Annotated in this window: 24 protein-coding genes; 16 read left to right on the top strand and 8 right to left on the bottom strand. The window is 38.0% G+C overall.

Annotated features, from left to right (window positions below):
• The first annotated feature begins 8 nt into the window (after positions 1-8).
• Positions 9-1,358, top strand: coding sequence for a (Fe-S)-binding protein (locus ANA_RS13420; protein ID WP_015080596.1), 1,350 nt, complete (start codon positions 9-11; stop codon positions 1,356-1,358).
• Positions 1,359-1,453: 95 nt separating this feature from the next.
• Here ANA_RS13420 and ANA_RS13425 read toward each other — a convergent pair whose 3' ends face one another.
• From ANA_RS13425 to ANA_RS13440, 4 genes are all read right to left on the bottom strand, one after another.
• The gene (locus ANA_RS13425) at positions 1,454-1,777 is read right to left on the bottom strand and encodes a DUF5615 family PIN-like protein (RefSeq protein ID WP_015080597.1); all 324 of its coding nucleotides are present in this window, start codon (positions 1,775-1,777) and stop codon (positions 1,454-1,456) included.
• A 1-nt stretch (position 1,778) separates the two neighbouring features.
• Positions 1,779-1,997, bottom strand: coding sequence for a DUF433 domain-containing protein (locus ANA_RS13430; RefSeq protein ID WP_015080598.1), 219 nt, complete (start codon positions 1,995-1,997; stop codon positions 1,779-1,781).
• 90 nt (positions 1,998-2,087) lie between these two features.
• Complete coding sequence (locus ANA_RS13435; RefSeq protein ID WP_015080599.1) at positions 2,088-2,750, bottom strand: class I SAM-dependent methyltransferase; 663 nt, start codon at positions 2,748-2,750, stop codon at positions 2,088-2,090.
• A gap of 1,414 nt (positions 2,751-4,164) precedes the next feature.
• Complete coding sequence (locus tag ANA_RS13440; RefSeq protein ID WP_015080600.1) at positions 4,165-5,859, bottom strand: bifunctional serine/threonine-protein kinase/formylglycine-generating enzyme family protein; 1,695 nt, start codon at positions 5,857-5,859, stop codon at positions 4,165-4,167.
• A gap of 620 nt (positions 5,860-6,479) precedes the next feature.
• Here ANA_RS13440 and ANA_RS13445 point away from each other — a divergent pair.
• Both ANA_RS13445 and radC read left to right on the top strand, forming a co-directional pair.
• Entirely contained in the window at positions 6,480-7,418 is a 939-nt protein-coding gene (locus tag ANA_RS13445) for a phosphoribulokinase (protein WP_015080601.1), read from the top strand.
• A gap of 246 nt (positions 7,419-7,664) precedes the next feature.
• Positions 7,665-8,396 (top strand): RadC family protein, encoded by a 732-nt coding sequence (radC, locus tag ANA_RS13450; RefSeq protein ID WP_015080602.1) that lies wholly within the window; start codon positions 7,665-7,667, stop codon positions 8,394-8,396.
• A 5-nt stretch (positions 8,397-8,401) separates the two neighbouring features.
• Here radC and ANA_RS13455 read toward each other — a convergent pair whose 3' ends face one another.
• Positions 8,402-8,614, bottom strand: coding sequence for a hypothetical protein (locus ANA_RS13455; RefSeq protein WP_015080603.1), 213 nt, complete (start codon positions 8,612-8,614; stop codon positions 8,402-8,404).
• Positions 8,615-8,831: 217 nt separating this feature from the next.
• Between ANA_RS13455 and ANA_RS13460 the strand changes: the two genes are divergently transcribed.
• The 6 genes from ANA_RS13460 (at position 8,832) to ANA_RS28240 (ending at position 13,271) form a co-directional block, all read left to right on the top strand.
• A complete protein-coding gene (locus ANA_RS13460) occupies positions 8,832-9,086 on the top strand; it encodes a SemiSWEET transporter (RefSeq protein WP_015080604.1) in 255 nt (84 codons plus the stop codon).
• Positions 9,087-9,102: 16 nt separating this feature from the next.
• Entirely contained in the window at positions 9,103-10,725 is a 1,623-nt protein-coding gene (locus ANA_RS13465; RefSeq protein ID WP_015080605.1) for a B12-binding domain-containing radical SAM protein, read from the top strand.
• Positions 10,725-11,549, top strand: a complete 825-nt coding sequence (locus ANA_RS13470; protein ID WP_015080606.1) for a DUF2887 domain-containing protein — start codon at positions 10,725-10,727, stop codon at positions 11,547-11,549. Before ANA_RS13465 ends, ANA_RS13470 begins: the two co-directional genes overlap by 1 nt.
• Before the next feature lie 17 nt (positions 11,550-11,566).
• Positions 11,567-12,367 (top strand): PhzF family phenazine biosynthesis protein, encoded by an 801-nt coding sequence (locus ANA_RS13475; RefSeq protein WP_015080607.1) that lies wholly within the window; start codon positions 11,567-11,569, stop codon positions 12,365-12,367.
• Between the two features lie 316 nt (positions 12,368-12,683).
• A complete protein-coding gene (locus ANA_RS13480; protein WP_015080608.1) occupies positions 12,684-13,124 on the top strand; it encodes a DUF4332 domain-containing protein in 441 nt (146 codons plus the stop codon).
• A gap of 18 nt (positions 13,125-13,142) precedes the next feature.
• Positions 13,143-13,271, top strand: a complete 129-nt coding sequence (locus tag ANA_RS28240; protein WP_256380183.1) for a hypothetical protein — start codon at positions 13,143-13,145, stop codon at positions 13,269-13,271.
• On the opposite strand, the gene ANA_RS13485 is transcribed toward ANA_RS28240, so the two are convergent.
• Entirely contained in the window at positions 13,257-13,871 is a 615-nt protein-coding gene (locus tag ANA_RS13485; RefSeq protein ID WP_015080609.1) for a TetR/AcrR family transcriptional regulator, read from the bottom strand. The two genes, ANA_RS28240 and ANA_RS13485, sit on opposite strands and share 15 nt — an antisense overlap.
• A gap of 150 nt (positions 13,872-14,021) precedes the next feature.
• Between ANA_RS13485 and ANA_RS13490 the strand changes: the two genes are divergently transcribed.
• Positions 14,022-15,599, top strand: a complete 1,578-nt coding sequence (locus ANA_RS13490) for a M16 family metallopeptidase (RefSeq protein WP_015080610.1) — start codon at positions 14,022-14,024, stop codon at positions 15,597-15,599.
• A gap of 166 nt (positions 15,600-15,765) precedes the next feature.
• A complete protein-coding gene (locus ANA_RS13495; protein ID WP_015080611.1) occupies positions 15,766-17,271 on the top strand; it encodes a M16 family metallopeptidase in 1,506 nt (501 codons plus the stop codon).
• 217 nt (positions 17,272-17,488) lie between these two features.
• On the opposite strand, the gene ANA_RS13500 is transcribed toward ANA_RS13495, so the two are convergent.
• Complete coding sequence (locus tag ANA_RS13500) at positions 17,489-18,946, bottom strand: ammonium transporter (RefSeq protein ID WP_015080612.1); 1,458 nt, start codon at positions 18,944-18,946, stop codon at positions 17,489-17,491.
• A 519-nt stretch (positions 18,947-19,465) separates the two neighbouring features.
• Here ANA_RS13500 and ANA_RS13505 point away from each other — a divergent pair.
• The 3 genes from ANA_RS13505 to alaS all read left to right on the top strand — a co-directional run bounded on the left by ANA_RS13505 (position 19,466) and on the right by alaS (position 24,410).
• Positions 19,466-19,819: a hypothetical protein gene (locus tag ANA_RS13505; RefSeq protein ID WP_015080613.1), complete on the top strand. Its 354-nt coding sequence runs from the start codon at positions 19,466-19,468 to the stop codon at positions 19,817-19,819.
• Positions 19,816-21,606 carry a hypothetical protein gene (locus ANA_RS27105; RefSeq protein WP_015080614.1) on the top strand — a complete coding sequence of 597 codons (1,791 nt, stop codon included), beginning with the start codon at positions 19,816-19,818 and terminating at the stop codon, positions 21,604-21,606. The genes ANA_RS13505 and ANA_RS27105 overlap by 4 nt, the downstream gene beginning before the upstream one ends.
• A gap of 161 nt (positions 21,607-21,767) precedes the next feature.
• A complete protein-coding gene (gene alaS, locus ANA_RS13515; RefSeq protein WP_015080615.1) occupies positions 21,768-24,410 on the top strand; it encodes an alanine--tRNA ligase in 2,643 nt (880 codons plus the stop codon).
• Between the two features lie 55 nt (positions 24,411-24,465).
• On the opposite strand, the gene ANA_RS13520 is transcribed toward alaS, so the two are convergent.
• A complete protein-coding gene (locus ANA_RS13520; RefSeq protein WP_015080616.1) occupies positions 24,466-24,681 on the bottom strand; it encodes a type II toxin-antitoxin system HicB family antitoxin in 216 nt (71 codons plus the stop codon).
• A gap of 167 nt (positions 24,682-24,848) precedes the next feature.
• On the opposite strand from ANA_RS13520, the gene ANA_RS13525 reads away from it, so the two are divergent.
• Complete coding sequence (locus ANA_RS13525; RefSeq protein ID WP_041458062.1) at positions 24,849-25,067, top strand: hypothetical protein; 219 nt, start codon at positions 24,849-24,851, stop codon at positions 25,065-25,067.
• Positions 25,064-26,350, top strand: a complete 1,287-nt coding sequence (locus tag ANA_RS13530) for a hypothetical protein (RefSeq protein WP_235081843.1) — start codon at positions 25,064-25,066, stop codon at positions 26,348-26,350. The genes ANA_RS13525 and ANA_RS13530 overlap by 4 nt, the downstream gene beginning before the upstream one ends.
• Positions 26,351-26,363: the final 13 nt, after the last annotated feature.

Raw genomic sequence — 26,363 nt, forward strand, 5'->3', positions numbered from 1 at the left:
AAATATAAATGCAAGTTTCGGAAGGTTCGGTGAATAATACTGCTAGTATTAAGAATTTGCAGGGTTTTGATGGAAGTCATCCACCTGATCCTAAGTTAATTGATAGTTGTGTTCATTGTGGTTTTTGTTTGTCTACTTGTCCTAGTTATCGGGTATTAGGTAAGGAGATGGATTCTCCCAGGGGACGGATATATTTAATGGATGCTATTAATGAGGGTGAAATTGCTCTCAATACGGCTACTGTTGAACATTTTGATTCTTGTTTGGGTTGTCTAGCTTGTGTTTCTACTTGTCCTTCTGGTGTGCAGTATGATAAGTTGATTTCGGCTACTAGACATCAGGTGGAAAGAAATTATAATCGCAGTTTACCTGATAAGTTGGTTCGACAATTGATTTTTTCTCTGTTTCCTAATCCTGATCTTTTAAGAATTTTACTTTTTCCTTTATTAGTTTATCAAAAGTTAGGAATTTCTCAGGTATTGCAAGCAACTGGGTTAATTAAAGCCATATCTCCCCGGTTAGCAGCTATGGAATCTATTTTACCGGAAATTACTCTTAAATCTTTTCAGGATAATTTACCAGATATCATCCCAGCGAAGGGTGAAAAAAGATATCGGGTGGGTGTAATTTTAGGATGTGTGCAACGTCTGTTTTTCTCTGGTGTCAATGAAGCGACGGTGCGGGTTTTAACTGCTAATGGTTGTGAGGTGGTAATTCCTAAGTCTCAAGGTTGTTGTGCGGCGCTTCCTGAACACCAAGGACAAACGGAACAAGCGAAGGTTTTAGCAAGACAAATGATTGATAGTTTTGCTGATACTTATGTGGATTTTGTGATTATCAATGCTGCCGGTTGTGGTCATACTTTGAAGGAATATGGTCATATTTTAGCAGATGATCCAGAATATGCGGAAAAAGCTAAAGTATTTGCCGCGAAAGTTAAGGATTCACAGGAGTTTTTAGCTAATGTGGGTTTAACTGCAAAACTTTCACCTTTGACTGATAAAAATCTGACTTTAGTTTATCAAGATGCTTGTCATTTATTACATGGTCAAAAAATTAGTGTCCAACCTCGTCAACTGTTAAAACAAATTCCCGGTGTAACCTTAAAAGAACCTATAGACGCGGCTTTATGTTGTGGTAGTGCGGGGGTTTATAATATGTTACAACCGGAAGTTGCGGAAGAATTAGGTAAACAAAAAGCCCAGAATTTAATCAATACTGGTGCAGATTTAATTGCTTCTCCTAATCCTGGTTGTAGTTTGCAAATTAGTAAATATTTACAGGGGAAAACTATTTCTGTCATGCACCCAATGGAGTTATTAGATTATTCAATTCGGGGTGATAAGTTGGAGATCTAGAAAATTATAATATCCAGATCCCCGACTTCTGAGATTAATTTATAATGTATTTACAAGATCCAGAAAGAAGTCGGGGATCTTATTTCAGTTCATTATTATTCAAGACTAACAACTACAGCTTGACCTTTCACTAATGTAGATAAAATATCTAAAATCTTAGGAACTAAAGGTTTTAAATCAATTAATCTATTAGAAGATGCTTGTAAAACAACTACAGCAATATTAAACTGAGACAAATTTTGCTGAAAAGATAAATTTCTATCAACCGTAATAAAAACATCAAATTCCTGTTCTACTAAAGCCAGTAGTTTACCATTTTTAGTTCCCGCCCATCCCATTTGGGGAACTGTTTTGATTTCATAACCTACAAATTCCTTAGTTAACTTGCGGTCAATACATTCATCTAGAAGCAGTTTCATTTTAAGCTACCTTGTTAATCATTTCTTTTCCTGCTTCTTCTAAGAATGTAATGACTTGTTCCCTAGTAACAGTGGGAAAACCATCTAAAAAATCATCTATTGAATCTCCTGCTGTTAAATAATCTAAGAGTGTTTGTATAGGAACTCTTGTTCCCGTGAAAACAGGAGTACCACTCATAATTTCAGGAGAGACACTTATAACTGAAGGATGATTGGACATTGTAATTGTATTTGATATTTTCAAGTTATATTCCTAGTTTAGCTATAAATAGGAGTAAGCGTGATTCCTGCGCTGCGCTATCTATTCAGGCTAATTTTTCATCGCTAAGGTTAATCCGTCGGCTATGGGAACTAAACTCAAGGTAATGCGGGAATCTTCATGTAATTTGCGGTTTAAAGCCCGAATTTTATTAGTTTGATTATCCTGGATTTCTGTGTCTGCAACTTTACCTGACCACAACACATTATCAATGGCAATTAATCCACCGGGACGAATTAATTCAAGACATTGCTCATAATAATTATCATAGTTACCCTTATCAGCATCAATAAACGCAAAATCAAATGTCCCCGCTTCCCCTGCTGTCAATAACTTATCTAATGTTTCCAAAGCTGGGGCAATATGCAAATCAATTTTATCAGCTACTCCCGCATCTTGCCAATAACGTCGAGCTACACTGGTATACTCTTCACTAACATCACAGGCGACTATTTTACCATCTGCGGGTAAAGCCAAAGCCACTACTAAGGAACTATAGCCAGTAAATACACCTACTTCTACAGTTTTTTTTGCTCCTATCAACTTAATTAATAATGCCATAAATTGCCCCTGTTCAGGAGATATTTGCATGATAGACCTGGGCATTTGAGCGGTTTCTTGACGCAGTTGGGTTAAAATAGTTGGTTCGCGCAGGGAAACTGAAAGCAAATAATCATATAGGCTTTGTTCTAAGCCTAGTGTTTGTTTTGACATGATTTATGTTTATTAATTATTTTATGATAGTTCTTCCTCATCAATCTTATGATAACAAATTTAAAATCAAATGTCAACCCCTAAATTCTCTTTTAGGATATCCAGGATTTGAGGATTTACAAGATGTAATGGCAAGATTGTTTTTGAGGAAGTGGTGATTTTTTAGTCTGAATCAGGATGTTCAGGATTTGAGGATTTACAGGATGTGATTTAAAGATTGTTTTTGAGGAAGTGGTGATTTTTTTAGTCTGAATCAGGATATCCAGGATTTGAGGATTTACAGGATGTGATTTAAAGATTGTTTTTGAGGAAGTGGTGATTTTTTTAGTCTGAATCAGGATATCCAGGATTTGAGGATTTACAGGATGTGATTTAAAGATTGTTTTTGAGGAAGTGGTGATTTTTTTAGTCTGAATCAGGATGTTCAGGATTTGAGGATTTTCAGGATGTGATTTAAAGATTGTTTTTGAGGAAGTGGTGATTTTTTTAGTCTGAATCAGGATGTTCAGGATTTGAGGATTTTCAGGATGTGATTTAAGGATTGTTTTTGGGAAGTGGTGATTTTTTTAGTCTGAATCAGGATGTTCAGGATTTGAGGATTTTCAGGATGTGATTTAAGGATTGTTTTTGAGGAAGTGGTGATTTTTTTAGTCTGAATCAGGATGTTCAGGATTTGAGGATTTTCAGGATGTGATTTAAGGATTGTTTTTGAGGAAGTGGTGATTTTTGGAAGTTGGAATATTTTAAAGATGTTGTTTTATGCTCTTCTTTAGATGGTTAGTTTACAGCATTTTCGCAATTACCAATTACCCATCCTGAAAATCCTGGATATCCTGATTCAGACAAAATCATCTCCAAAATCCCCACAAACAATCATTAAACAACATCCTAAAAAATCCCAACTTCCCACAAACAATCATCCAACAACATCCTAAAAAATCCCAACTTCCCACAAACAATCATCCAACAACATCCTGAAAATCCTGAAAATCCTGATTCAGACAAAATCATCTCCAAAATCCCCACAAACAATCATTAAACAACATCCTGAAAAATCCCAACTTCCCACAAACAATCATCCAACAACATCCTGTAAATCCTGAAAATCCTGGATATCCTGATATGGCTTGCGCCACGCTTCGCTATCAGACAAAATAAAATCACCAAAATCCCACAAACAATCATTAAACAACATCCTGAAAATCCTGAAATCCTGGATATCCTGATTCAGACAATTTTACCCCTTGACAAAATTCTCAGTTTCGACTATGCTTAGGTTATAGGTGGAAAAGTATGCGCCCATATATATAAGGTTTCCACATCCAGTATTTATCCAAAAGAAATTCCGCCTAACTGCGGGACAAGGGAAAAGAAAAAAGAGCAGAGGGCAAAAGAGCAAGAGTATAAAGGGCTACTAAGTCCTCGCCGCACCACTACAAACAACCCGAAAACCGATATAGTAGTCGAAGTTGTTGTTGTGGCGAGAAGCAGAACGGCAATTCTCCGGAAGGTCGCCCCACGAACCACCGCGCAGCAGATTATATTCACTTCGACCAATCAAAGCACTACCATTCATGGGCGCATTTATATAATTTTCCTGCCAATCATCTTCGCACCATTCCCACACATTCCCGTGCATATCATACAAACCAAAAGCATTAGGGGGAAAAGTTCCTACATCTGTGGTTTGCCCTTTTGGTGCAGCAGCGTAGGCATACTCACCATTATAGTTTACCAAATCTGGGGTAATACTTTCACCAAAATAAAAAGGTGTTGTTGTTCCCGCCCTACAAGCATACTCCCATTGTGCCTCACTGGGCAATTTATAGTTTTTACCTGTTTTTTGGCTTAACTTTTGACAAAAATTAACCGCATTATTCCAACTCACACATTCAACAGGGCGATTATTACCATTGAAGTAAGCAGGGTTATTTCCCATGATAGCTTGATATTGTGCTTGAGTTAAAGGATATTTACCGATAAAGAAGCTGGGAACAGTAACTTGATGTTGGGGACTTTCTGTATCATATCTTCCCTTTTCACTTTCCGGTGAACCCATGTAAAATGTCCCTGCGGGTATTTCCACCATTTCCAACTTCACCCCATTTCCCAAATCTTCCACAAAGTAATTTGCTGAGTGGTTGCGTTTGTTGATAATGCTTCCTTTTGCGTTGGTTGTGACAACTTCGAAAGTGAAAGTTTTCAGATGATTATTTTGTGATTGAATACCTAAAAACGTAAACCATTCTGGAATAGACTGAGGACGGTTTTGATAATCTAACTCCATTCCCTTGAGAATAGCATCATTTACCTTTTGACTAATTGCAGAATTGTATTTTTGCGGTGGTTCAATCGCCATTTTCATGTCTAGCATTATCTTAGCATTCAGATAAGGACTAGGCAGAGGAATGAAAGGAGGTTCATGAACAGCGATAATTACATATAATGTGGCAGCTAAAGCATAAATATCTAATGCAGGAGCGAAATTACTTCTATTTTCAAATTGTTCTGGAGGTGCAAAAACCGGAGTTTTGGCATTTGTTAAACTCATCAATTCCGCAAAGTTGACCTCTCTAGCTAAACCAAAATCAATTAATATGGCTTTATTGTCTTCTTCTCTTAGTAAAATATTCGCAGGTTTAATATCTCGGTGCAGATAATTACGACCATGAATATAACTTAAAGCCTCTCCAATATGTTTAATAATTTCTAAACCTGCACTTTCACTAAAAACACCATTCGCGTATAAATATTGTTCTAAATTTTTGCCTTTGACATATTCCATCACCATACAAGATAAACCATTTTCTTGAAACAGTTCAGGATAAACTTTAACAATGTGAGGATGATCAAAGGTAGCTAAAACCATCGCTTCAGTGTTAAACTTGTCCTGTTCTTGGGCTAAAAATTCTCCAAAACTATCTGTATTCCCATATTTATCTCGATAGCGTTGTTTCAAAAAAGAGACGTTGAGACTTTTGATTGCGACTTCTTTTTTGCGTTTATGATCTTGCGCTAAATAGGTAATACCAAATCCTCCCTGTCCAAGGGTGTCAATAATTTCGTATTGTCCTCTTTTGAGTAGTTGCCCTGGAGTAAAATAAGCCATAATAAAATTTAATTTGTCTGAATCAGGATGTCCAGGATTTGAGGATTTACAGGATAAAGAGGAAAATAATTATATTGGTGGTTGAAAAGTCTATATATATGGGCGCACACTTTTCCACCCATAACATAAATATAGCTTAGTCTTTGAGATTTGTCAAGTCTTGATTGTCTGAATCAGGATGTCCGGGATTTGAGGATTTTCAGGATAAAGAGGAAAATAATTATGTTGGTGGTTGAAAAGCCTATATATATGGGCGCACATTTTTCCACCCATAACATAAATATAGCTTAGTCTTTGAGATTTGTCAAGTCTTGATTGTCTGAATCAGGATGTCCGGGATTTGAGGATTTTCAGGATAAAGAGGAAAATAATTATGTTGGTGGTTGAAAAGAACAGGAAAATCAGTTGTGTAATTAATTCCGTCTCATTACTTAACATCTATGGCGGTTCTCAATCTCTGCGCCTCTGCGCCTCTGCGTGCAAAAAATCATCCCATGACACCAAATCCAGGGAGTTTATGTAGAGATGTTGCAAAGATATAATTTTCTGAAGAAAGTGCTTATTCGCCCTCTAAAATTGAAGATTATTCTATAAACTTACTCGCGTCAGAGGAGGTATTCATGAGCCGTCCAATTATTCTGGGTATTGTTGGTGATAGTGCTGCGGGGAAAACAACTCTGACTAGAGGGATTGCTCAGGTACTAGGTCCTGAAAATGTGACTATTATCTGTACAGACGATTACCACCGTTACGATCGCACACAACGGGCAGAAATCGGCATTACGGCGCTGCATCCTGATTGTAACTATCTGGATATCATGCAGCAACATTTATCGCTGCTACGGACAGGACAGGCGATTCTCAAGCCGGTTTACAGCCACTCCACAGGGACTTTTGAACCGCCGCAATATATCAAACCCACTAAATTTGTGATTATTGAAGGGTTACTAGGTTATTCTACCCGTGTAGCCCGTGATGCTTATGATGTTAAAGTCTATCTTGCACCACCTGAATCAGTTCGTGCTAATTGGAAGGTGAAACGGGATACTCAAAAGCGCGGTTATACTCCAGAACAAGTATTAGCAGAATTAGATAAACGCGAACCAGATTCGGAACAGTATATCCGTCCTCAGCGGCAATGGTCGGATATTGTGGTCAGTTTCTATCCTCCTAATGATGAGATTGATGACACTAATGGACGTTTAAATGTGCGCTTGGTGCTGCGTCCTTCCATTCCTCATCCTGATTTTACGGAAATTATTCACGCTGGTCATAGTGATTCCCAGTCGGCTATTCGCTTGGGACTAGATAGAGATATGGGAAAACCGGTGGATGTTTTAGAGGTTGACGGTCATGCAACTTTGGAACAGGTGAATAAAATCGAACAGATTATGTGTAACGATATGCCGCATTTAAATAGTGTGTGCGATCGCGAAAGTAATCCAGAATTGGGTAAAATTGCGGGTACAACTGGAGAAACACTGCAAAGTTATCCCCTCGCTCTAACTCAGTTAATTATTACTTACCATATGCTCAAAGCTACGCAAATTTACCAGTAAGTAATTCCGGGTAGTATCTACAAAAATTAAAGATATTGTCAAAAAGGAATAATTGTGTCCAAAAATAAGGGATAAATAATGAGTTAGCATTCAGCCCCCAGTCCTCAGCAATCAGCCTTAAAATCTGAAATACAGGTAATTAAATCAATACCCCCTCTTCTTTGCTATTTGCTATTTCTGCTTTTCGCTGATAGCTGATAGCTAAATGCTATGACAATTATTCCCAATTCAAAATTCCCAATTGGTATGACTTATTGCCTGAGAATAGCCGACTTACCGGAAAATGAACGCCCCCGTGAAAGGTTAATGACTCACGGACCGAAGATTTTAGCTACAGCGGAATTAATCGCTATTTTGCTGGGTACTGGACAAGGCCCTGGTAAATTATCCGCAGTTGGTTTAGGGCAATATATATTACAGCAATTAGGTAAAGGTCAGTGTGACCCCTTAGCTGCTTTACGAAATGTCTCCCCCGCTGAATTAATGGAAATTCCCGGTGTGGGACCAGCAAAAGCGACAACTATCCTCGCTGCAATTGAATTGGGTAAACGGACTTTTTTATCTCGTCCCTCCGACGGAACAGTAATTGATAGTCCTATTGCTGCGGCTGCGGTGCTGAGTCAAGACTTGATGTGGCAAAATCAAGAAAGATTTGCCGTATTATTATTGGATGTGAAAAATAAGTTATTAGGCACAAAAGTAATTACAATTGGGACGGCGACGGAAACGTTAGCCTCTCCCCGTGATATCTTTCGAGAAGTTATTCGTCAAGGTGCTACCAGGGTAATAGTTGCCCATAATCATCCTTCAGGGAGTTTAGAACCCAGTGAAGCAGATATAGAATTGACTCGGCAATTATTAGCCGGTGCGGAACTGTTAGCTATTTCCATTTTAGATCATTTAATCTTAGGTAATGGCACTCATCAGAGTTTAAGAGAAATTACAACTTTATGGGATGATTGTCCGCAAGTTGATTGATATTTCTACCTTTTTTGTTCTAGGTCTTCTACTGCTTTTTCTGTGCGGGTATTGGGGGTTTTGGTACGCTTAATATTAGGAAATAAGTCAATAGCAAAATTATTCAAAGCTATCCGGGTTTGAGTGCTGGATTTTCCCAAAGCACCTGGTAATACCTTATCTCCCACTGTTATAAAGAGAATAAAGGCAATAAAAAAAAAGGGTATGTATCGTTTCATCTTCAATTCCTCGCTAATTAGAGATTACAATTGATAACTATCCCTATAGAATGCCCAAATTATCATCAAAACAATAACTTACAAATAATATTTTTTCTCAATCTAATATTCAAATAACATGATCTCACAAAAATTTTCAACAGTTAATTTATACTATTTGCCTAAATATGTGCAATTAATGGCGTATAATATTTAAAATCAGGATGTATTGTTAACCATGGATTTTATCACCATTTTAGGATTAGTTGCAGGTGGATTAACCACTATTGCCTTTTTACCGCAAATGTTGCAAATATGGCGCACAAAATCAGCGAAAGATGTTTCTTATGTGATGCTCATTGTCTTCATGAGTGGTTTGTTTCTGTGGTTAGTCTATGGGATTATCCTCGGTGCTTTCCCAGTTATTCTCGCCAACGCGGTGACATTATGTTTTAACTTGATTATTCTATGGCTTAAAATTAAATATAGATAACTCTACTAAAAAAACTGTGACATCATCTGTATTTAACTCTGAACGCCTTCTGTTTACGCCCGCAACCCCCAATCACGATGCTATTCCCGTAATTTTCGCCTTTCCTAATGAGTATACGGTGGGGATAACTAGTCTGGGTTATCAGGTGGTATGGGCGACTCTGGCTATGCGTGAGGATTTACAGGTAAGTCGCTTATTTACTGATATTCGGGAACAACTTCCTAGACATCCAGAATTATTAGGTTTTTCTATGTCTTGGGAATTAGATTATGTGAATATTTTTAATCTTTTGGAATCTTTAGAAATTCCGATTCGGGCTAATTCTCGCAATCAAAATCATCCTTTAATTTTTGGTGGTGGACCAGTTTTAACGGCTAACCCTGAACCTTATGCGGAGTTTTTTGATGTGATTTTATTGGGAGATGGTGAAAATCTGCTGGGTGATTTTATAGATACTTATAAAAAAGTCAGAAATGCTGATAGAGAAACTCAGTTAAGAACTTTAGCCCAAGTTCCGGGAATTTATATTCCTAGTTTATATGTAATTGAATATATCACACCAGATGGGGAAATAAAATCAATTAATCCTATTTCATCGGAAATTCCGCCAATTATCCAAAAGCAAACTTATCGAGGAAATACTCTTTCTGCTTCTACTGTTGTCACAGAAAAAGCTGCTTGGGAAAATATTTATATGGTGGAAGTGGTGCGAAGTTGTCCCGAAATGTGCCGCTTTTGTTTAGCGAGTTATTTAACTTTGCCTTTTAGAACTGCGAGTTTAGAAAATTCTTTAATTCCGGGAATTGAACGGGGTTTAAAAGTTACAAATCGTTTGGGTTTGTTGGGGGCTTCTGTTACTCAACATCCAGAATTTACAGAATTACTAGATTATATTAGTCAACCAAAATATGATGATGTCCGGTTAAGTGTCGCGTCGGTGAGAACCAATACAGTTACAGTTAAATTAGCTGAAACTTTGGCAAAACGCGATACAAGATCATTAACAATTGCTGTCGAAAGTGGTTCGGAAAAAGTGCGGAAAATTGTCAATAAAAAATTGGATAATGATGAAATTATCCAAGCAGCTATCAATGCAAAAGCTGGTGGTTTGTCTAGTTTAAAACTCTATGGAATGGTGGGAATTCCTGGGGAAGAAGCAGAAGATATAGACGCAACTGTAAAAATGATGCAAAGTGTCAAAAAAGCTGCGCCTGGTTTACGGTTAACGTTGGGCTGTAGCACATTTGTACCCAAGTCACATACACCATTTCAATGGTTTGGGGTTAATAAGCAAGCAGAAAAGCGGTTACAGTTATTACAAAAGCAAATTAAACCCCAAGGCATAGAATTTCGACCAGAAAGCTATAATTGGTCAATTATACAGGCTTTGTTGTCGAGAGGCGATCGCCGACTTTCTCCATTATTAGAATTAACCCGCGATTTTGGTGACTCTTTGGGAAGTTACAAACGGGCTTTTAAACAACTAAAAGGACAAATTCCCGACTTAGATTTTTATGTTCATAGTAATTGGTCAACTGAGAAAATTCTACCTTGGAATCACTTGCATGGACCATTACCTCAGTCTACACTAATTAAACATTTAGCAGAAGCTACTAACTCAGAATTAAATCATAAATAATGCACACAGATACCATATTCTACCAAATCTTCCTCACCTTCCATACTCTATTATTTGAACTACTGGGACAACCCCCAGAAAATGCGGCAGGTTATCATTTTACTTCGGTAGAAGTCAAAGAAAAAGCCTTTCGATTTGATGGGATATTTATGCCAAATAGTGAAGAAAAACCCATTTATTTTGTCGAGGTGCAATTTCAAAACAAACCAGAGTTTTACTGGGAATTAATTACAGAGATAAATATTTATCTTAATCAATATAAACCCGAACAAGATTGGCAAGCGGTAGCTTTATTTGCGAAACGGAGTTTGGATGTAGAGAAATTAACTAATTACCAACAAGAATTAGTCAATAGTGGTCGAATCAAACGAATTTATTTAGATGAAATACCATCAGGGTCAATAGGGATGGGATTAATTGAATTAATTGTCAGTAAAGAAAACCAATCACAGGAATTGGTGAAAAACTTGATGACAAGAACAAAGACAGAAGTTAGCAATGATAGTGAAAGACAAGGTATTATAGAATTACTGGAAAGTGTTTTGATGTCAAAGTTTTCACAATTAAGTCGTCAGGAGATAGAAGCCATGTTTTTAGTGAGTGATATTAAGCAAACAAGGGTATATCAAGAGGCAAAGGAGGAAGGTGAGAAAAACTTACTGCTGCGTCAGTTATCTAAAAGATTTGGAAAATTGGGAGATGCGTATATCAAAAGCATCAACAGCTTGACAATAGCACAGCTAGAAGACCTGGGAGAAGCATTATTAGATTTTGGAGAAATTAGCGACCTGGAACAATGGCTAAAATCTCACACAGAATCATAGATTTAGATAGTTTACAAATGACCCAAATTATTACTCAAGTAGACGCTTTCACTAATACTCCATTCAAAGGAAATCCTGCGGCTGTATGTGTTTTAGATAGTCCACAATCTGAAGCATGGATGCAAAATATCGCTCAGGAGATGAACTTATCAGAAACCGCTTTTTTAATTAAACAAGATGACGGTTTCAATTTGCGCTGGTTCACTCCGACAGTAGAAGTTCCCCTGTGTGGACACGCTACCTTGGCCAGCGCTCATGTATTATGGTCACAAGGGCATTTATTACCAAATCAAGAAGCGCGTTTTTATACAAAAAGTGGTGTACTTGCAGCGAAACTAGAAAATGATTGGATTCAGTTAGATTTTCCGGTGAATCTTTCTCAAGCTGTAGAATCACCTCCAGAATTAAGTCAAGTTTTAGGAGTGAATTGTAAATCTGTTGTCCAAAATTCTCTCGGCTATTTAGTAGAAGTAGAATCTGAGCAATTAATCAGAGAAATGCAGCCGAATTTCCAACAAATGAAAACTCTCACTAAGGCTGATATTATCGTTACTAGCATTGCTGATTCTGACTCGGAATATGATTTTGTCTCCCGCTTTTTTGCCCCCACTTTAGGGATTAATGAAGATCCGGTAACAGGTGCGGCACATTGTTGTTTAGCCCCATTTTGGCGGGATAAATTGGGAAAAGATGAATTTTTAGCCTATCAAGCTTCTAGTCGGGGTGGAGTAGTCAAAGTGTACTATCCTGGAGCAAACCGCGTCTTTATATCTGGACAAGCTGTAACAGTAATCCAAGGAAAATTAACTATAGGTTAAGAATATATGATATCCCGCAGATCCCCGACTTCTTAAAGAAGTCGGAGATCTTAGTAGACAAGGATTAAGTTAATATTTGTAATTAAATTTTTAGATTTCAGATGACACTTATCGGGCATTATTGACGGTGAACCTCCTTTAATGCAGGAAGTTGAGCAGTAAATAAATTGAGGTTTCCATTTTTTATAGGTGATAATGTTAGTAATACCGTCCTAAAGAGGGATGGTGATTTGATAAAAATGTTAGAGTTCAGAAGGAGAAATCCCTGTAAATACTGAATTTTTACATAAATTAACCCATACTAAAAACTCAAAAAATGACCATTAACCGTGCAGCTAATAGAAATTTACTTCAAAAATCAGATTGGCCTGTAAAAGATTTACCAGGATTGAGTGCAGAAGATCAAGCTCAATTAAAGAATTGTGGCATTAATACCACAGAAGAATTAATTAATAGAGGAAAAACTCCAGAAGAGAGAATAGTATTAGCGGGTAAATTACAGGTAAATATCCATTCTGTGAATAAATGGGTTGTTTTGGCAGGTTTAGCCCGTGTTCCCAGTGTAGGAACTCAGTATTGCGGTATATTGCTTCACTCTGGGGTTATTTCCATAGCCCAATTAGCCCAAACTCCGACTCACAGATTACATAGACAAGTTATGCGTTTGCAAGTAGCAACATTGCATAACCGGGATTTGTGTCCAGCAGTTGAATTAGTCCAACAGTGGAGTCATCAAGCGCAAGCAATGGGTAATTAGTCAGTAGGGGCGAAGCATTTGGAAGATAAATTATCGGTCATTGTCAAAAATAGTTCTCCAAATGCTTCGCCCGTACAGTGGTCAGTGGTAATAATTATTATTGCCTCTTGCCTCTTGCCTCTTGCGTCCTGCCTATTCTTTTGCTAAGACACCGTTAAGGAAAATATCCGCTAGTCCCTCCGCCATTTTTTGCATTTCTTGGGGGGAGGCGTTGGGTTCTATGAGGGTATGATCGGAGAAACCGGCGATCGCAAATAAACCTAAAAAAACTTTAGCTCCAAGTTTGGCATCCATCTGACGATAGATGCCTTTATCTATTGCGGTTTGAAAAAATGCTTCAGCAACGGCTGTCATTTTATCAATAACTTCTGTTTGAATGCGATCGCGCAAATCTGGATGAAATTGGACTTCCATAAAGCAAACGCGCATGATATCGGCGTTTTTTTGTAAATTCCACATCCGCCGGCGCATAACTTGATCGATCGCCTTATAGCTACCCATTTCGCTGAGTTCTGTCAGCAAATCTGTGAGAATATCTACCCAGCCGCTAGTAGCTACTTCCACCAAAATTGCTTTTTTATTGGCAAAATGACGAAAGAGAGTTCCTTCAGCTACCCCTGCGGTTTGTGCTAAATCACGGGTTGTAGTTCCCTCGAACCCTTTGGCTGCAAACAATCGTTGTGCTGCTTGCAAAATGCGTGTACGCGTCTGCATTTCTGATGATGGAGGAGAACTAAAAATCCGCATGGTAGTTATTTTGATATATTTAAAACAAGATTCGTAGCCCTATTGTGGAACATCAAATGCTAAAAATACAAAAAGCTTAATAGAAGATAACTCTCTTTTTGTTAAGTAGTCTATTTCTCAAGTAATGTAAATTTACTTTAACTTTTGCTTATGCACCAGACAATTTTAAATTTCTTCATGGGTAACGTTAAAAATTCCCCATTCCGGCGGCTATTAGCCACCACTTTGGCATTAATGGTATTTAGTGGAGGATTGATCCCAGAAACAGCTTTAGCCCTGCAAAAATCCCCAAATTCCATTCAACCTTATCTAGAACAAGTAATTAATCGTCTCACTGAATTTCGCCTGGATAATGGACTGAAATTCATCGTTTTAGAAAGACATCAAGCCCCAGTAGTTTCCTTTCTCACCTATGCTGATGTCGGTGGAATTGATGAACCAGATGGACAAACAGGAGTAGCCCACTTTCTTGAACATCTAGCATTTAAAGGCACAAAACGCATCGGGACTACAGACTATAAAGCCGAAGCACCACTTTTAGCCAAGTTAGAACAGTTAGATAACCAAATCAAAACTGCAAAAACTAATAGTAAAAAAGATGAAATAGCGCGGTTAGAAACTGAATTTAAATCAGTAGAATCCCAAGCCATCAAATTAGTTAAACAAAACGAAATGGGGCAAATTGTTGAACAATCTGGAGGTGTGGGCTTAAATGCAACTACTTCCTCCGAAGCTACTCGCTATTTTTACAGTTTTCCAGCCAATAAATTAGAATTGTGGATGTCTTTAGAATCAGATCGCTTTTTAGATCCTGTATTTCGGGAATTCTATCAAGAAAAAGAAGTAATTTTGGAAGAAAGACGGCTGCGAGTGGAAAATTCTCCTATCGGCCAAATGGTGGAAAAATTCATAGATGCTGCTTTCAAAGTTCATCCTTACCGCCGACCGGTAATCGGTTATGATCAAGATATTCGCAACTTAACACCAGAGAATGTTAAGAAGTTTTTTGATGCTTATTATGCTCCCAGTAATTTAACAATTGCGATTGTGGGAGATGTCAACCCTGCGGAAGTGAAAAAACTGGCACAAACTTATTTTGGGCGTTATGCAGCTAAACCCAAACCCCAACAAAAACTACCTGTAGAACCCCAACAAACTGCCACCAGGGAAGTTACTTTAGAATTAGCTACTCAACCTTGGTATTTAGAAGGTTATCATCGTCCTGCTGTGACTGATCCTGATAATGCAGTTTATGAAATAATTGGCAGTTTATTGAGTGACGGCAGAACATCAAGACTGTTTAAGTCTTTGGTAGAAAAACAAAGTTTAGCCCTAAATGCTCAAGGTTCTAGTGGCTTTCCAGGGGATAAATATCCTAATCTCATCTTCTTTTATGCTCTCACATCTCCTGGAAAAACAGTCGATCAAGTAGCGATCGCTTTACGCCAAGAAATTGATAAGTTGAAAACAGAACCTGTATCTGCGGTGGAATTAGCCAGAATAAAAACCCAAGCAAGAGCCGGATTATTACGCAGCCTTGATTCTAACTCAGGCATGGCACAACAGTTGTTGGAATATGAAGTCAAAACCGGTTCTTGGCGCAATTTATTTGGGCAATTAGAAAAAATTGCCGCAGTCACTCCTGAAGATATTCAAAGAGTAGCCAAGGCAACATTTACGCCAGAAAATCGCATAGTTGGGAAGTTGTTATCAAAACAACCAGGATAGTACCGCAGGGCGGAATTAAAAATTAATAATTAAAAATTAAAAAAGCAAATTATCCCAGCTTTTTGGAGATTTTTAATAATTTGTTGATTTACGCCGTGTTGTCCTAAAAATTCTTAAATTCAAAAAGGATTAATCTTTCAATCCTGAACCAAAATTGCAGACAAATATGTTGAGGTTAGATTTGAAAAGCAAAAAATTCCAGTTTGCTAAGGGACAAAAATTTGTTTTCACATTGGTGATTGTTGTTGCTTGTTTGCTCGTAAATTTGAATTTTTCTTGGGCAGCAACAACAGCAAAGCATTACGATGAGTTAAAATTTGCCCCCGTTTCCGCAATTAAATTACCCAAGTATGAGCGATATGCACTTAAAAATGGCTTGGTAGTTTATTTGATGGAAGATCATGAATTACCATTGGTAACAGGTACAGCATTGATCAGAACAGGTAGCCGTTGGGAACAACCCGAAAAAGCAGGTTTAGCTAGTTTGGTGGGTTCTACATTGCGAAGTGGTGGCACTAAAAAGCATTCCGCTGATGAATTAAATGAGATATTAGAACAACGGGCTGCGTCTGTGGAAACAGATATGGGAGAAGCTGCTGGTAGTGCTAGTTTTGAAGCCCTGAGTGAAGATCTAGAAATGGCATTTGGGCTATTTAGTGAGGTATTACGAGAACCGGCTTTTGCACAGGAAAAGTTGGATTTGGATAAAACTCAAATTCGGGGTGGTATTGCTCGTCGCAATGATAACCCTAATAGTATTGCCAGTCGAGAGTTGAGAAAATTAATTTATGGGCAAGAAAGTCCCTACTCCCGAACTGTTGAGTATGCAACTCTTGATAAAATTTCCCGTGATGATTTGCTGAAATTTTATCAACAGTATTTTCACCCCAATCAGATCATTTTAGGGATTGTGGGTGATTTTAATTCTCAAAAAATGCGATCGCTCATTCAAGCCAAGTTTGGTGATTGGAAAGCAAATACTCAAATTGCTAAAACCCCATTACCACAAGTCACACAAGCTAATTTAGGCGGTGTATTTTCTGTTAATCAACCCCAACTCACCCAAAGTAGCGTTTTAATTGGTCATTTGGGTGGAAAATTCGACAATCCTGATTATCCAGCTTTGGATGTCATGAATGGCGTATTAAATGGCTTTGGGGGACGTTTATTTAATGAATTGCGATCGCGTCAAGGATTAGCTTACTCTGTATATGGAATGTGGAGTCCCCGTTTCGACTACCCCGGAACATTCCTAGCTGGAGGACAAACCCGCACCGAAACCACAGTTCAATTCATCAAATCCCTGGAAACAGAAATTAAACGGTTACAAACTGCAAATATCACAACCCAAGAATTAAATAAAGCCAAAGACTCTACACTCAACTCCTTTGTTTTCAACTTTCAAGATCCTAGCCAAACATTATCTAGATTAATGCGATACGAATATTATGGTTATCCCGCTGATTTCCTATTTCGTTATCAAAAAGCCATTACTGCTACTACAGCAGCAGATGTTAAACGGGTGGCACAGAAATACCTGAAACCAGAGAATTTAGTGACTTTAGTAGTCGGAAATCAAGCTGCTATGAAACAACCATTAACTGATTTAGCAGCCAAGGTAACATCAATAGATATTACCATTCCCGGCACTCAACCAGCAGCTAGGAATTAATAGAATTTAATTTAGATCCCCGACTTCTTAAAGAAGTCGGGGATCTGGTTGTTTTTGTTATTAATTTAAAATAGTTCTTCCTCGTCAATTATATGATAACACACTGAAAATTTTTTGTCAACACCATAAAATCACTTTTTTCCGGTTGGTGTTTTTGTGTTAGCCAGAGGGTGGGTTAGCTTGCACCTTAACCCACCAACAACTGATTTCGCAAACCCTACGGACTTACTTGAGGATTTTTGGAGTTATTTTTTTCCTTCTCTAAAAGCTCCTCAACTGCATGAAAATCAGACCAGACAGTTGCACCGTGTTCATAGTTATCAATCCCCACCTTATCAGCTTCAGGATTAACACGCAGCTTACCAATAGCATTGAGTCCAGTGAACATTAAAAAGGCAAAAGCAATAGTAAAAACTGATGTTGCAACTACGCCCAAAATCTGCACACCCAGCAAATCAAAACCACCACCTAAAAACAGTCCAGCTTTTTTATTCAAAGTCAGTTCTGGTTGACCTAAAAAACCAACTGCCAGTGTACCCATCATGCCATTAATACCATGAACAGAAAATGCTCCCGCAGGATCATCAATTTTGCACGCTTCAATAATATCAATACCCAAAACTACTAAAATTCCCCCAGTTAAACCAATCACAACCGCCGCCCAAGGTGCTATAAAAGCACAACCAGCGGTAATACCTACCAAACCTGCCAAAGAACCATTCAGACAATAGACTAAATCCCATTTACGTGAACGACTATATTGATAAAACATCGCCGCTAACGCCCCAGCCCCAGCCCCCAGGGACGTATTCAGGGTGATTAAACCAATTAAGCCAGGATTACCAGTACCAAGGGTTGAACCGGGGTTAAAGCCATACCAGCCAAACCAGAGAATCATCGTTCCCAAAGCTGCCAAACCTAAGTTATGGGCTGGAGGAATCTGCCCCCAAGGAGTTCGTCCAGGGCGTGGCCCAAGTAAAAAAGCACCAACTAAAGCTGTCCAACCCCCAACGGTGTGAACTACCGTACTACCAGCAAAGTCATGAAAACCAATTTTCGCTAACCAGCCACTGGAGTTCCATACCCAATGTACAACTACGGGATAGCTGAATGCAGCCATGATGGCACTATAAATTAAATCACCGATAAAGTCCGTTCTCCCAGCCATTGCCCCGGTAGTAATTGTACTGGCAGTAGCAGCAAAGGCAAACTGAAAGAAGAACAAAGTATAAGCATTGAGTCCAGAAGCGATTCCGGGAACACCACCATTGGTAAAAGCACCATTAACGGGTAATTGACTCAAGAAAAAGGTATCTGTACCAATAAACCCACCAGCACTCGTACCAAAGGCAATGCCAAAACCCACACCCCACCAGATGAGAATGGTGACAGCGGCATCAATAAAGTTTTCCAATAGGGCATTTACTACACCTCTTCGGCGCAGCAAACCTGCCTCTAACATCGAAAATCCAGTCTGCATGAAGAATACTAAAAAGCCTGTGAGTAGTACCCAGGTAGTATCAATGGAAATTTGTAATTGTTTGGTTGTTGCGTCTAATGATTCCAGTGTCACAGGATCTGCGGCCTGGACAACTGTGGGCGCGAAAATTGCCAAGACCATTGAACCTATAGCTAGTGCTAGAAGGCGATATAAGGGGCGAATACGTTTATTCATTGCTGTTTTTCCTGCTAGAAAAGCTCTAATTAAGTTAGGCTTTTTATCTGATGTTGATGGTTGTAAATCTGTTATGTCTGTTCAATATGGTTATCAAAAATAAACATAGAACAATAACAGAAACTTATTTGATAATTCCTGCTTTTAGTTAAGTGGAATATTTATCAACTTGAATTACATAATAAATCAGAATTAAATTCTGATTTCTGAATTATTTCTTCATAAAGCTGGTTAATTCTCTATTTAATGAGAAAAAATATTCTGTATCATAAAATACATTTTTTGTAATTAGGATAAATTATTCACTCTGCAAAAATACAGAAAGCTTGTGTATTCCTGACAATATCAGCATTTACTCTGATTTGCATCTCTTAATTACGCCTGAAATCCTTTATATACAAAAATCTGATATTTATTGCGTAAATATATATGTAGTAATTATATATACATCTGCTCCAGTCTAATATCTATTTGTGGTAAAATTTGGGACAGTAAATTAGCTAGATTTCAGGGTTTGATATGTGCAGTTCCCAAGCATCATACCGTGGAGTAGTACAAGCTCAAGGAGATGATATAACAAAGAAAGGAGGATACACCAGTTCTTGGGCAGAAGATAAACCTGTTACTGATGAAGAGGGATTATCATTTCTTGCTAAGATTGAAGGGGAATGTAGCGACTCTCAAAAAGCACAAAGAAAAAATCCTTTTAAGAGAGCTAGACGTTTCGTTGAGAATGCCAGTAAACAAGGTGGTGTCGGACCTGAGTCCCAACCTCCATCATTTCAAGATCCTAAGCGTACAGTTGGCAATGCTCGTGTTGACATTGAAATTCGCTGCGGTATCACTTTTATTCCTACACAACAAGCAGAATGACAACTACTCTCACTAAAGTACAACAATTTTTAGACTCTGGCGATCGCGACGGAGCGAGAGAGGAAGTTGCAAAAATATCTGTTAATCTAAAAAAAGTAGATGAGACTGTTCGAGATTTTGCAACCTTGCTTGCATTAGGATCTCAGCAAATTGTAGAAATAGGTTTGGGAGTGTTGGGACGTGAACTTCTTAAAAAAGCTTCAGAAGAAGTCAACAATAATGTAATTTGGTTATTTCTCGCATCAATATTATCTCGACATAACATAACTGCTGATAGTCCATTAAGAATTAGTATTATTGGTCTTATTTCTTGTGTTAACAACTGGGAATTACCTAGTTTTGCACTATTAAGTCCTGCACTAGACTCTTTTTTGATGGTGAGTCTTTATGAAGATAATCCTCTTATTTCTGAACAAACGGTGGATTTTATCTCTACCTGGGGAGAAAATTATGCAAAAGCTCCTCGGACAAGGAAGCAAATTAAACAGTTTCAATCTTTGATTCAGTTAGTTCTAGATAAAGTAGATGATTTAGATATCAAAGATGAGTGGTCTGAAGGAGTAGAGACATTTTTAAGAATAGCAGGGCAAAAGCAATACAATCAATACTCAGATCAACGTATTTGGTCAGATGCTAGTAATTTACTCAAAAAAATATATAGTCCTGAAATCTTAAATTCTGACCAAAGCGCAAATTATTATCAAGTCAAAAACAATATACATAGACTAATTACTTCATGTCTTGCAGCTTTGGGGACAGTCTTTAGTAATGATGGTTTATCAGTTGTAGTGCGTATTGATAATCCTCAAGACAATAAGTCTTGGTCAGTTGTTGCTCATGCAGTTGATAAGTTAGAAAGATTATTTCAAGAAGTTGCAGATGTTAAGAAAATAACCACACTTCCCACTTTTACACCAGCACAGGCAATCCCAGGATCATGGACAATCATTCTCCATATTGATCTAAGTACCAATGAATCACTTTTACTGACAAATGCAATCAAATCTCTTTCTTCAGTAGAAGATGCAAAAAATGGCTTTACTGATTTTGGGCATGATTTATATCTTTTGTATTTGTTGGCGATCTCTAAACTCTTGAATGACCAATACTTTCGATTATTAGATTTTTATTTTCATGCCTTGATTCAGCAACGCCTAAAAAATGAAATTAACTCATTTATAATTAATAGCTGGCAAGATTGTGTAGCAGGTCTTAAAGAAAATGAACTTAGAGTAAATTTAGCTGTTTCTACCAATAGTCCAGAACTGTATTTTGTTAACTCTATTTCTACAGAAGATATTCCCAAAGTTGAAGAATCTGTTCAGCAAAATATTAGAGTCCTCTCTCGTGACATTCCCCAAGCTGATAACCTTGAACGAGTTCTAGATTTTGCATCTCTATTGATTCAATATCCATCATCTCCATCAATAGTCAGACAGAAGTTTTTGGACATAGATGGAATTAGTGAAAGACAGTTCTTTTACTATCTAAAAGCAGTAGAAATTCTTGGTTTGGCAAATGAACGACAAGAACCAACAGCTAGTTGTTATATACTGCATCGGTTACAAAACGAAGCCAAAAAGAGATTTCTTGCTTACCAATTTATATCATCAAAGGTTGGATCAGCATGGTTTAATTGGCAAAATGCAAATGATCTTTCAGATATTCAACCCGACAGTGCAACTCAATTCTTGTTAGAAGTATGTCCATCACTTGCAGAAGAAACAGCTAAACGACGCGCTAAGACACTAAAATCTTGGTTGAATATATTTCTTCAACACTGGTAACAGAAGGAGTAGAATTATAAGAAACATCTATGTTGTAAAATTTATTCAATTTTTGTGAGTTTAATAAAGCATATTTCATATTTCCTTCTATAAGTTATAAATAGTAATGATGCTTTGTGCAGATTTTCCTAAATTAACTAAATTTGATTTCTTAAACACTCATGTCTTCAACTCCCCAATTTCTTAGCGGTAACGATATTCGTCAATTATTCCTTGATTTCTACGCACAACGGGGACACCAACCGCTTCCCAGTGCTTCCCTTGTTCCCGAAGATCCAACTGTGCTGCTGACTATTGCAGGGATGTTACCATTTAAGCCGATATTCCTGGGACAACGGACACCGGAATTTAAACGCGCTACGACTTCGCAAAAGTGTATCCGTACCAATGATATCGAAAATGTGGGACGGACTCAACGCCATCATACATTTTTTGAGATGTTGGGGAATTTCAGCTTTGGTGATTATTTTAAACCCCAGGCGATCGCTTGGGGTTGGGAATTATCTACTCAAGTCTTTGGTTTCTCCCCCCAGAATCTCGTTGTCAGCGTGTTTGAAGACGACGACGAAGCTTTTGCAATTTGGCGCGATACTATTGGTGTAACGGAAAAACGCATCAAACGCATGGGTGCAGATGATAATTTCTGGGTATCTGGAATTACTGGTCCCTGTGGTCCTTGTTCGGAAATTTATTATGATTTTCACCCAGAACGCGGTGAAGATCATATTGATTTAGAAGATGATACCCGATTTATCGAGTTTTATAACTTGGTATTTATGCAATATAATCGGGATGCTGCTGGTAATTTAACCCCGTTGCAAAATCAGAATATTGACACGGGAATGGGTTTGGAAAGAATGGCGCAAATCCTGCAAAAGAAGCCGAATAATTATGAAACAGATTTGATTTTCCCCATTATTGAAACAGCAGCAAAAATTGCCAAAATTGATTATTACGAAAGTAATGAAAATACCAAAGTTTCTTTAAAGGTAATTGGTGATCATGTCCGTTCTGTGGTTCACATGATTGCTGATGAAATTCGCGCTTCTAATGTGGGAAGAGGTTATGTTTTACGGCGTTTAATTCGTCGCGTTGTTAGACATGGGAGATTAATCGGAATTTCTGGAGAATTTATTAACCAAGTTGCAGAAACCGCAATTTCTCTTTCGGAATCAATTTACCCCAATGTGCGACAAAGAGCAACTGCTATTAAAGCCGAATTACAACGGGAAGAAAGTAACTTCTTGAAAACTCTTGATAGAGGTGAAAAGCTGTTAGCAGAAATTATCCAAGAGGTAAAACAAAAAGGATTAACTTCTATTAGTGGAGAAAGTGCTTTTACTCTTTATGATACTTACGGTTTCCCATTAGAATTAACTCAAGAAGTTGCTGAAGAAAATAACATTACTGTTGATGTTGATGGTTTCAATGCAGAAATGCAAAAACAGGTAGAACGCGCAAAAGCAGCACATGAAACCATTGATTTAACTGTTCAAGGTTCTTTAGATAAACTTGCAGAACATATTCACTCCACACAATTCATTGGTTATACCCAATTAACAACAACAGCAAAAATCGAAGTTTTATTAGTTGCTGGTGTTTCGGAAGAAGCAGCAGAAGCAGGAACAGAAGTGCAAATTGTTTTAGATAAAACTCCTTTTTACGCGGAATCAGGGGGACAAATTGGTGATAAAGGATATATTTCTGGTGATGGTGTTTTAGTCAGAATTGAAGATGTGAAAAAAGAATCTGATTTCTTTATTCATTTCGGATATGTTGAACGTGGTACGATTAGAATTGGTGATGAAATTACCGCACAAATAGATACCGCTTGTCGTCGTCGCGCTCAAGCTAATCATACAGCAACTCATTTATTACAAGCTGCATTAAAGAAAGTCGTTGATGAAGGAATTTCTCAAGCTGGTTCTTTGGTTTCTTTTGATAGATTGCGGTTTGATTTTAACTGTCCCCGCGCTTTAACCGGTGAGGAAGTTCAACAAATTGAAGAATTAGTAAATAGTTGGATTTCCGAAGCTCATTCTGCTACAATAGAAGAGATGCCCATAGCACAAGCCAAAGCTAAAGGTGCAGTGGCAATGTTTGGGGAAAAGTACGGTGATCAAGTGCGCGTGATTGATTTCCCTGGCGTTTCGATGGAATTATGTGGGGGAACTCATGTTAATAATACGGCGGAAATTGGCGTTTTCAAAATCATTGCTGAAGCCGGAGTTGCGTCTGGGGTAAGAAGAATAGAAGCTGTATCTGGCGCTGCGGTATTGGATTATTTGAATATTCGTGATATAGTGACGAAAGATTTGTGCGATCGCTTTAAGGTCAAACCCGAAGAAATCCCCGACAGAATCACCTCTTTACAAACCGAACTTCGCAACAATGAAAAAGAAATTCAAAGTCTGAAATCACAAATAGCAATAGTTAAATCTGACAGCTTATTACAAACTGCGGAAATGATCGGAGAACACAAAATCATTATCGCCCAAATGGATGATATTGACCCAGAATCATTAAAAGCTGCTGCGGAAAGATTGCTGCAAAAAATCGGTAATGGTGCAGTAGTTTTAGGTTCTATTCCCGAAGCCGGAAAAGTGAGTATCGTTGCAGCTTTCAGTCCTGAAGTGAATAAAAAAGGTGTTCAAGCTGGAAAATTTGTTGGTAATGTAGCTAAAATCTGTGGAGGTGGTGGTGGTGGAAAACCCAACCTCGCGCAAGCTGGGGGACGTGACGCAAGTAAGTTACCAGAAGCATTAGAAACTGCGAAAAATGATTTGTTAGCAGCGTTGAAATAGGATTTAGATCAATATTTAGATCCCCGACTTCTTAAAGAAGTCGGGGATCTGGATTTTAGATCATCACTGCAACTTGACCTACTTTTGTAGAAGGTTTGGGTATAGGTTTTCCATCTTCTTTCAATACTTCCAAATACAATTCTATAGCTTCTTTAATTAGTTCTTCTGTTTCTTGTAGAGTATCACCACAAGCAACACATCCGGGTATATCTGGAACATAAGCAGAATAATTACTACCTGCCCATTCATAGACTACTGCATAATTTTTCATTGTTTGTCCTCCAGTTGTGCTTGGGAAAAAATACTCTTTCGAGTTCCTTCCGCTAAGTCTTTTTGAATATTTGGTAGAATATCTAGGCTTATCCTGCGGAATAGGAGTTAAATCTTCTGTTTGTATCTTTAGGCTGACTATTTTTTACCTAAAGGAAGGATTAGCTTATGCAAATACTGAAAGACCTCTACCAGAAACAATCTGAACTCGTTCAAACACTGGATTGGCAAGGACAACGTCGTGAAATTGAACAGTTGCGTGATCTGAGTGCGTTAGCCCTAAAAACTATGGGAAGAGTAAATGAGTCATTTAGAATGAACCATGAGACCATCGGTAGTTGGATTAATGGACAGTCTCTTCCTCTGCAATTGTACAACCTAGATTGATGGTTGACGTTACACCCAGTGAACTGAAGAAACCTCGCCCTTTTGGTATGCCCTTTCGTTCATTATGCCAAATGGCTGAAGTTGGGTATATCTATCTTAATTTTCGAGACTATGACTCGGATGCAAATCAAGATTTTAGAGAGCATATTCAAGTAGCTGAACGAATTGAGCAACTTTTTCAGCACGCAAAATCGCAACTTTATATTGGAAGTGCTTTGAGAAAGCCTATTTTCAACATTGCTCTTCAATCAAGTGGATATGATAATGATAACTACGAAAATTATTATCATGAAGCAATAAAATATCTAAGCAAAGCTCAACAATGTTTTCAAGAGATTAAGTCTGTACACCCTGACGCTGAATTTCGTACTGAAAAGCCTCATCTGGCGGCAGTTGCGTGGCATTGGGCATATTTGAACGCCATATCTCACTATTTACCTCTACATCTGATTAAGATTGACAGCCATAAGTATGAAGAAAATCCTAAGAGTGAACTTAATGCTCTGTTTCAGAAAGCAGTGCAATTAGGAGAAGAAGCTACAGCCAAACCAAATGAAACTGCTAAGTATAATGCTGCCAAAGCTTTTGTTAATCTGGCAAAAAGATTAAGAAGTTGCCACTTAAATTTTACTGCTCCCTTAACTGGGTCTTGGGGAACAACCTACAACATGACGGCAGAAGAGTATAAGCAGTCACAAGATGTTCGTGATTACTGGAGAGATGTACCATTCCAAGCAACGGATATAGAGGTTAATCGCTATGTTCTTTATTTACTACAAGAAGCAAATGACTCAGTTCATCCCAATTTTCGGGAAATAGGTTTAAACAATATGACCCTAAAAGAACAGGTGGATGACAATGTATTTATAGAGAAGACTATTGATAAACTTCTGCAAGTTCGTACTGCTAGGGGAAACAGTATCAATGAAGCGGCTAATATCCTGAAGGAAGTTAAAGAGATTTACACAATTAGGGGTCTTTCTGCTGATACACAGCGATTGCAAAAGTTTCTTAATGATTACAAAGCGATTGAAATTGAAAATCAAAAACTCTACATTAAAGCCCTTGAAGGCGTGTGGAACTATGTTCTATCTCCTGCGGTTGGTAACTTGAGTCCTCTAACCCAAGGAATTTTTCCCTGGCTTGTTCCTTTATGTTCTGATACAGTTAAAGCAAGTATCGCACCACTTGTAGATAAACTTGGTCGCCGACCAGAAGGTCACAGGCAAATTATCCGAGCAAAACGTAAGTTGACAGAAAGATTAGAGAAGCCTTTAGTCTGATATGTGAAGTTCT

It is taken from the genome of Anabaena sp. 90, from assembly GCF_000312705.1.
GTDB classification, from domain to species: domain Bacteria; phylum Cyanobacteriota; class Cyanobacteriia; order Cyanobacteriales; family Nostocaceae; genus Dolichospermum; species Dolichospermum lemmermannii.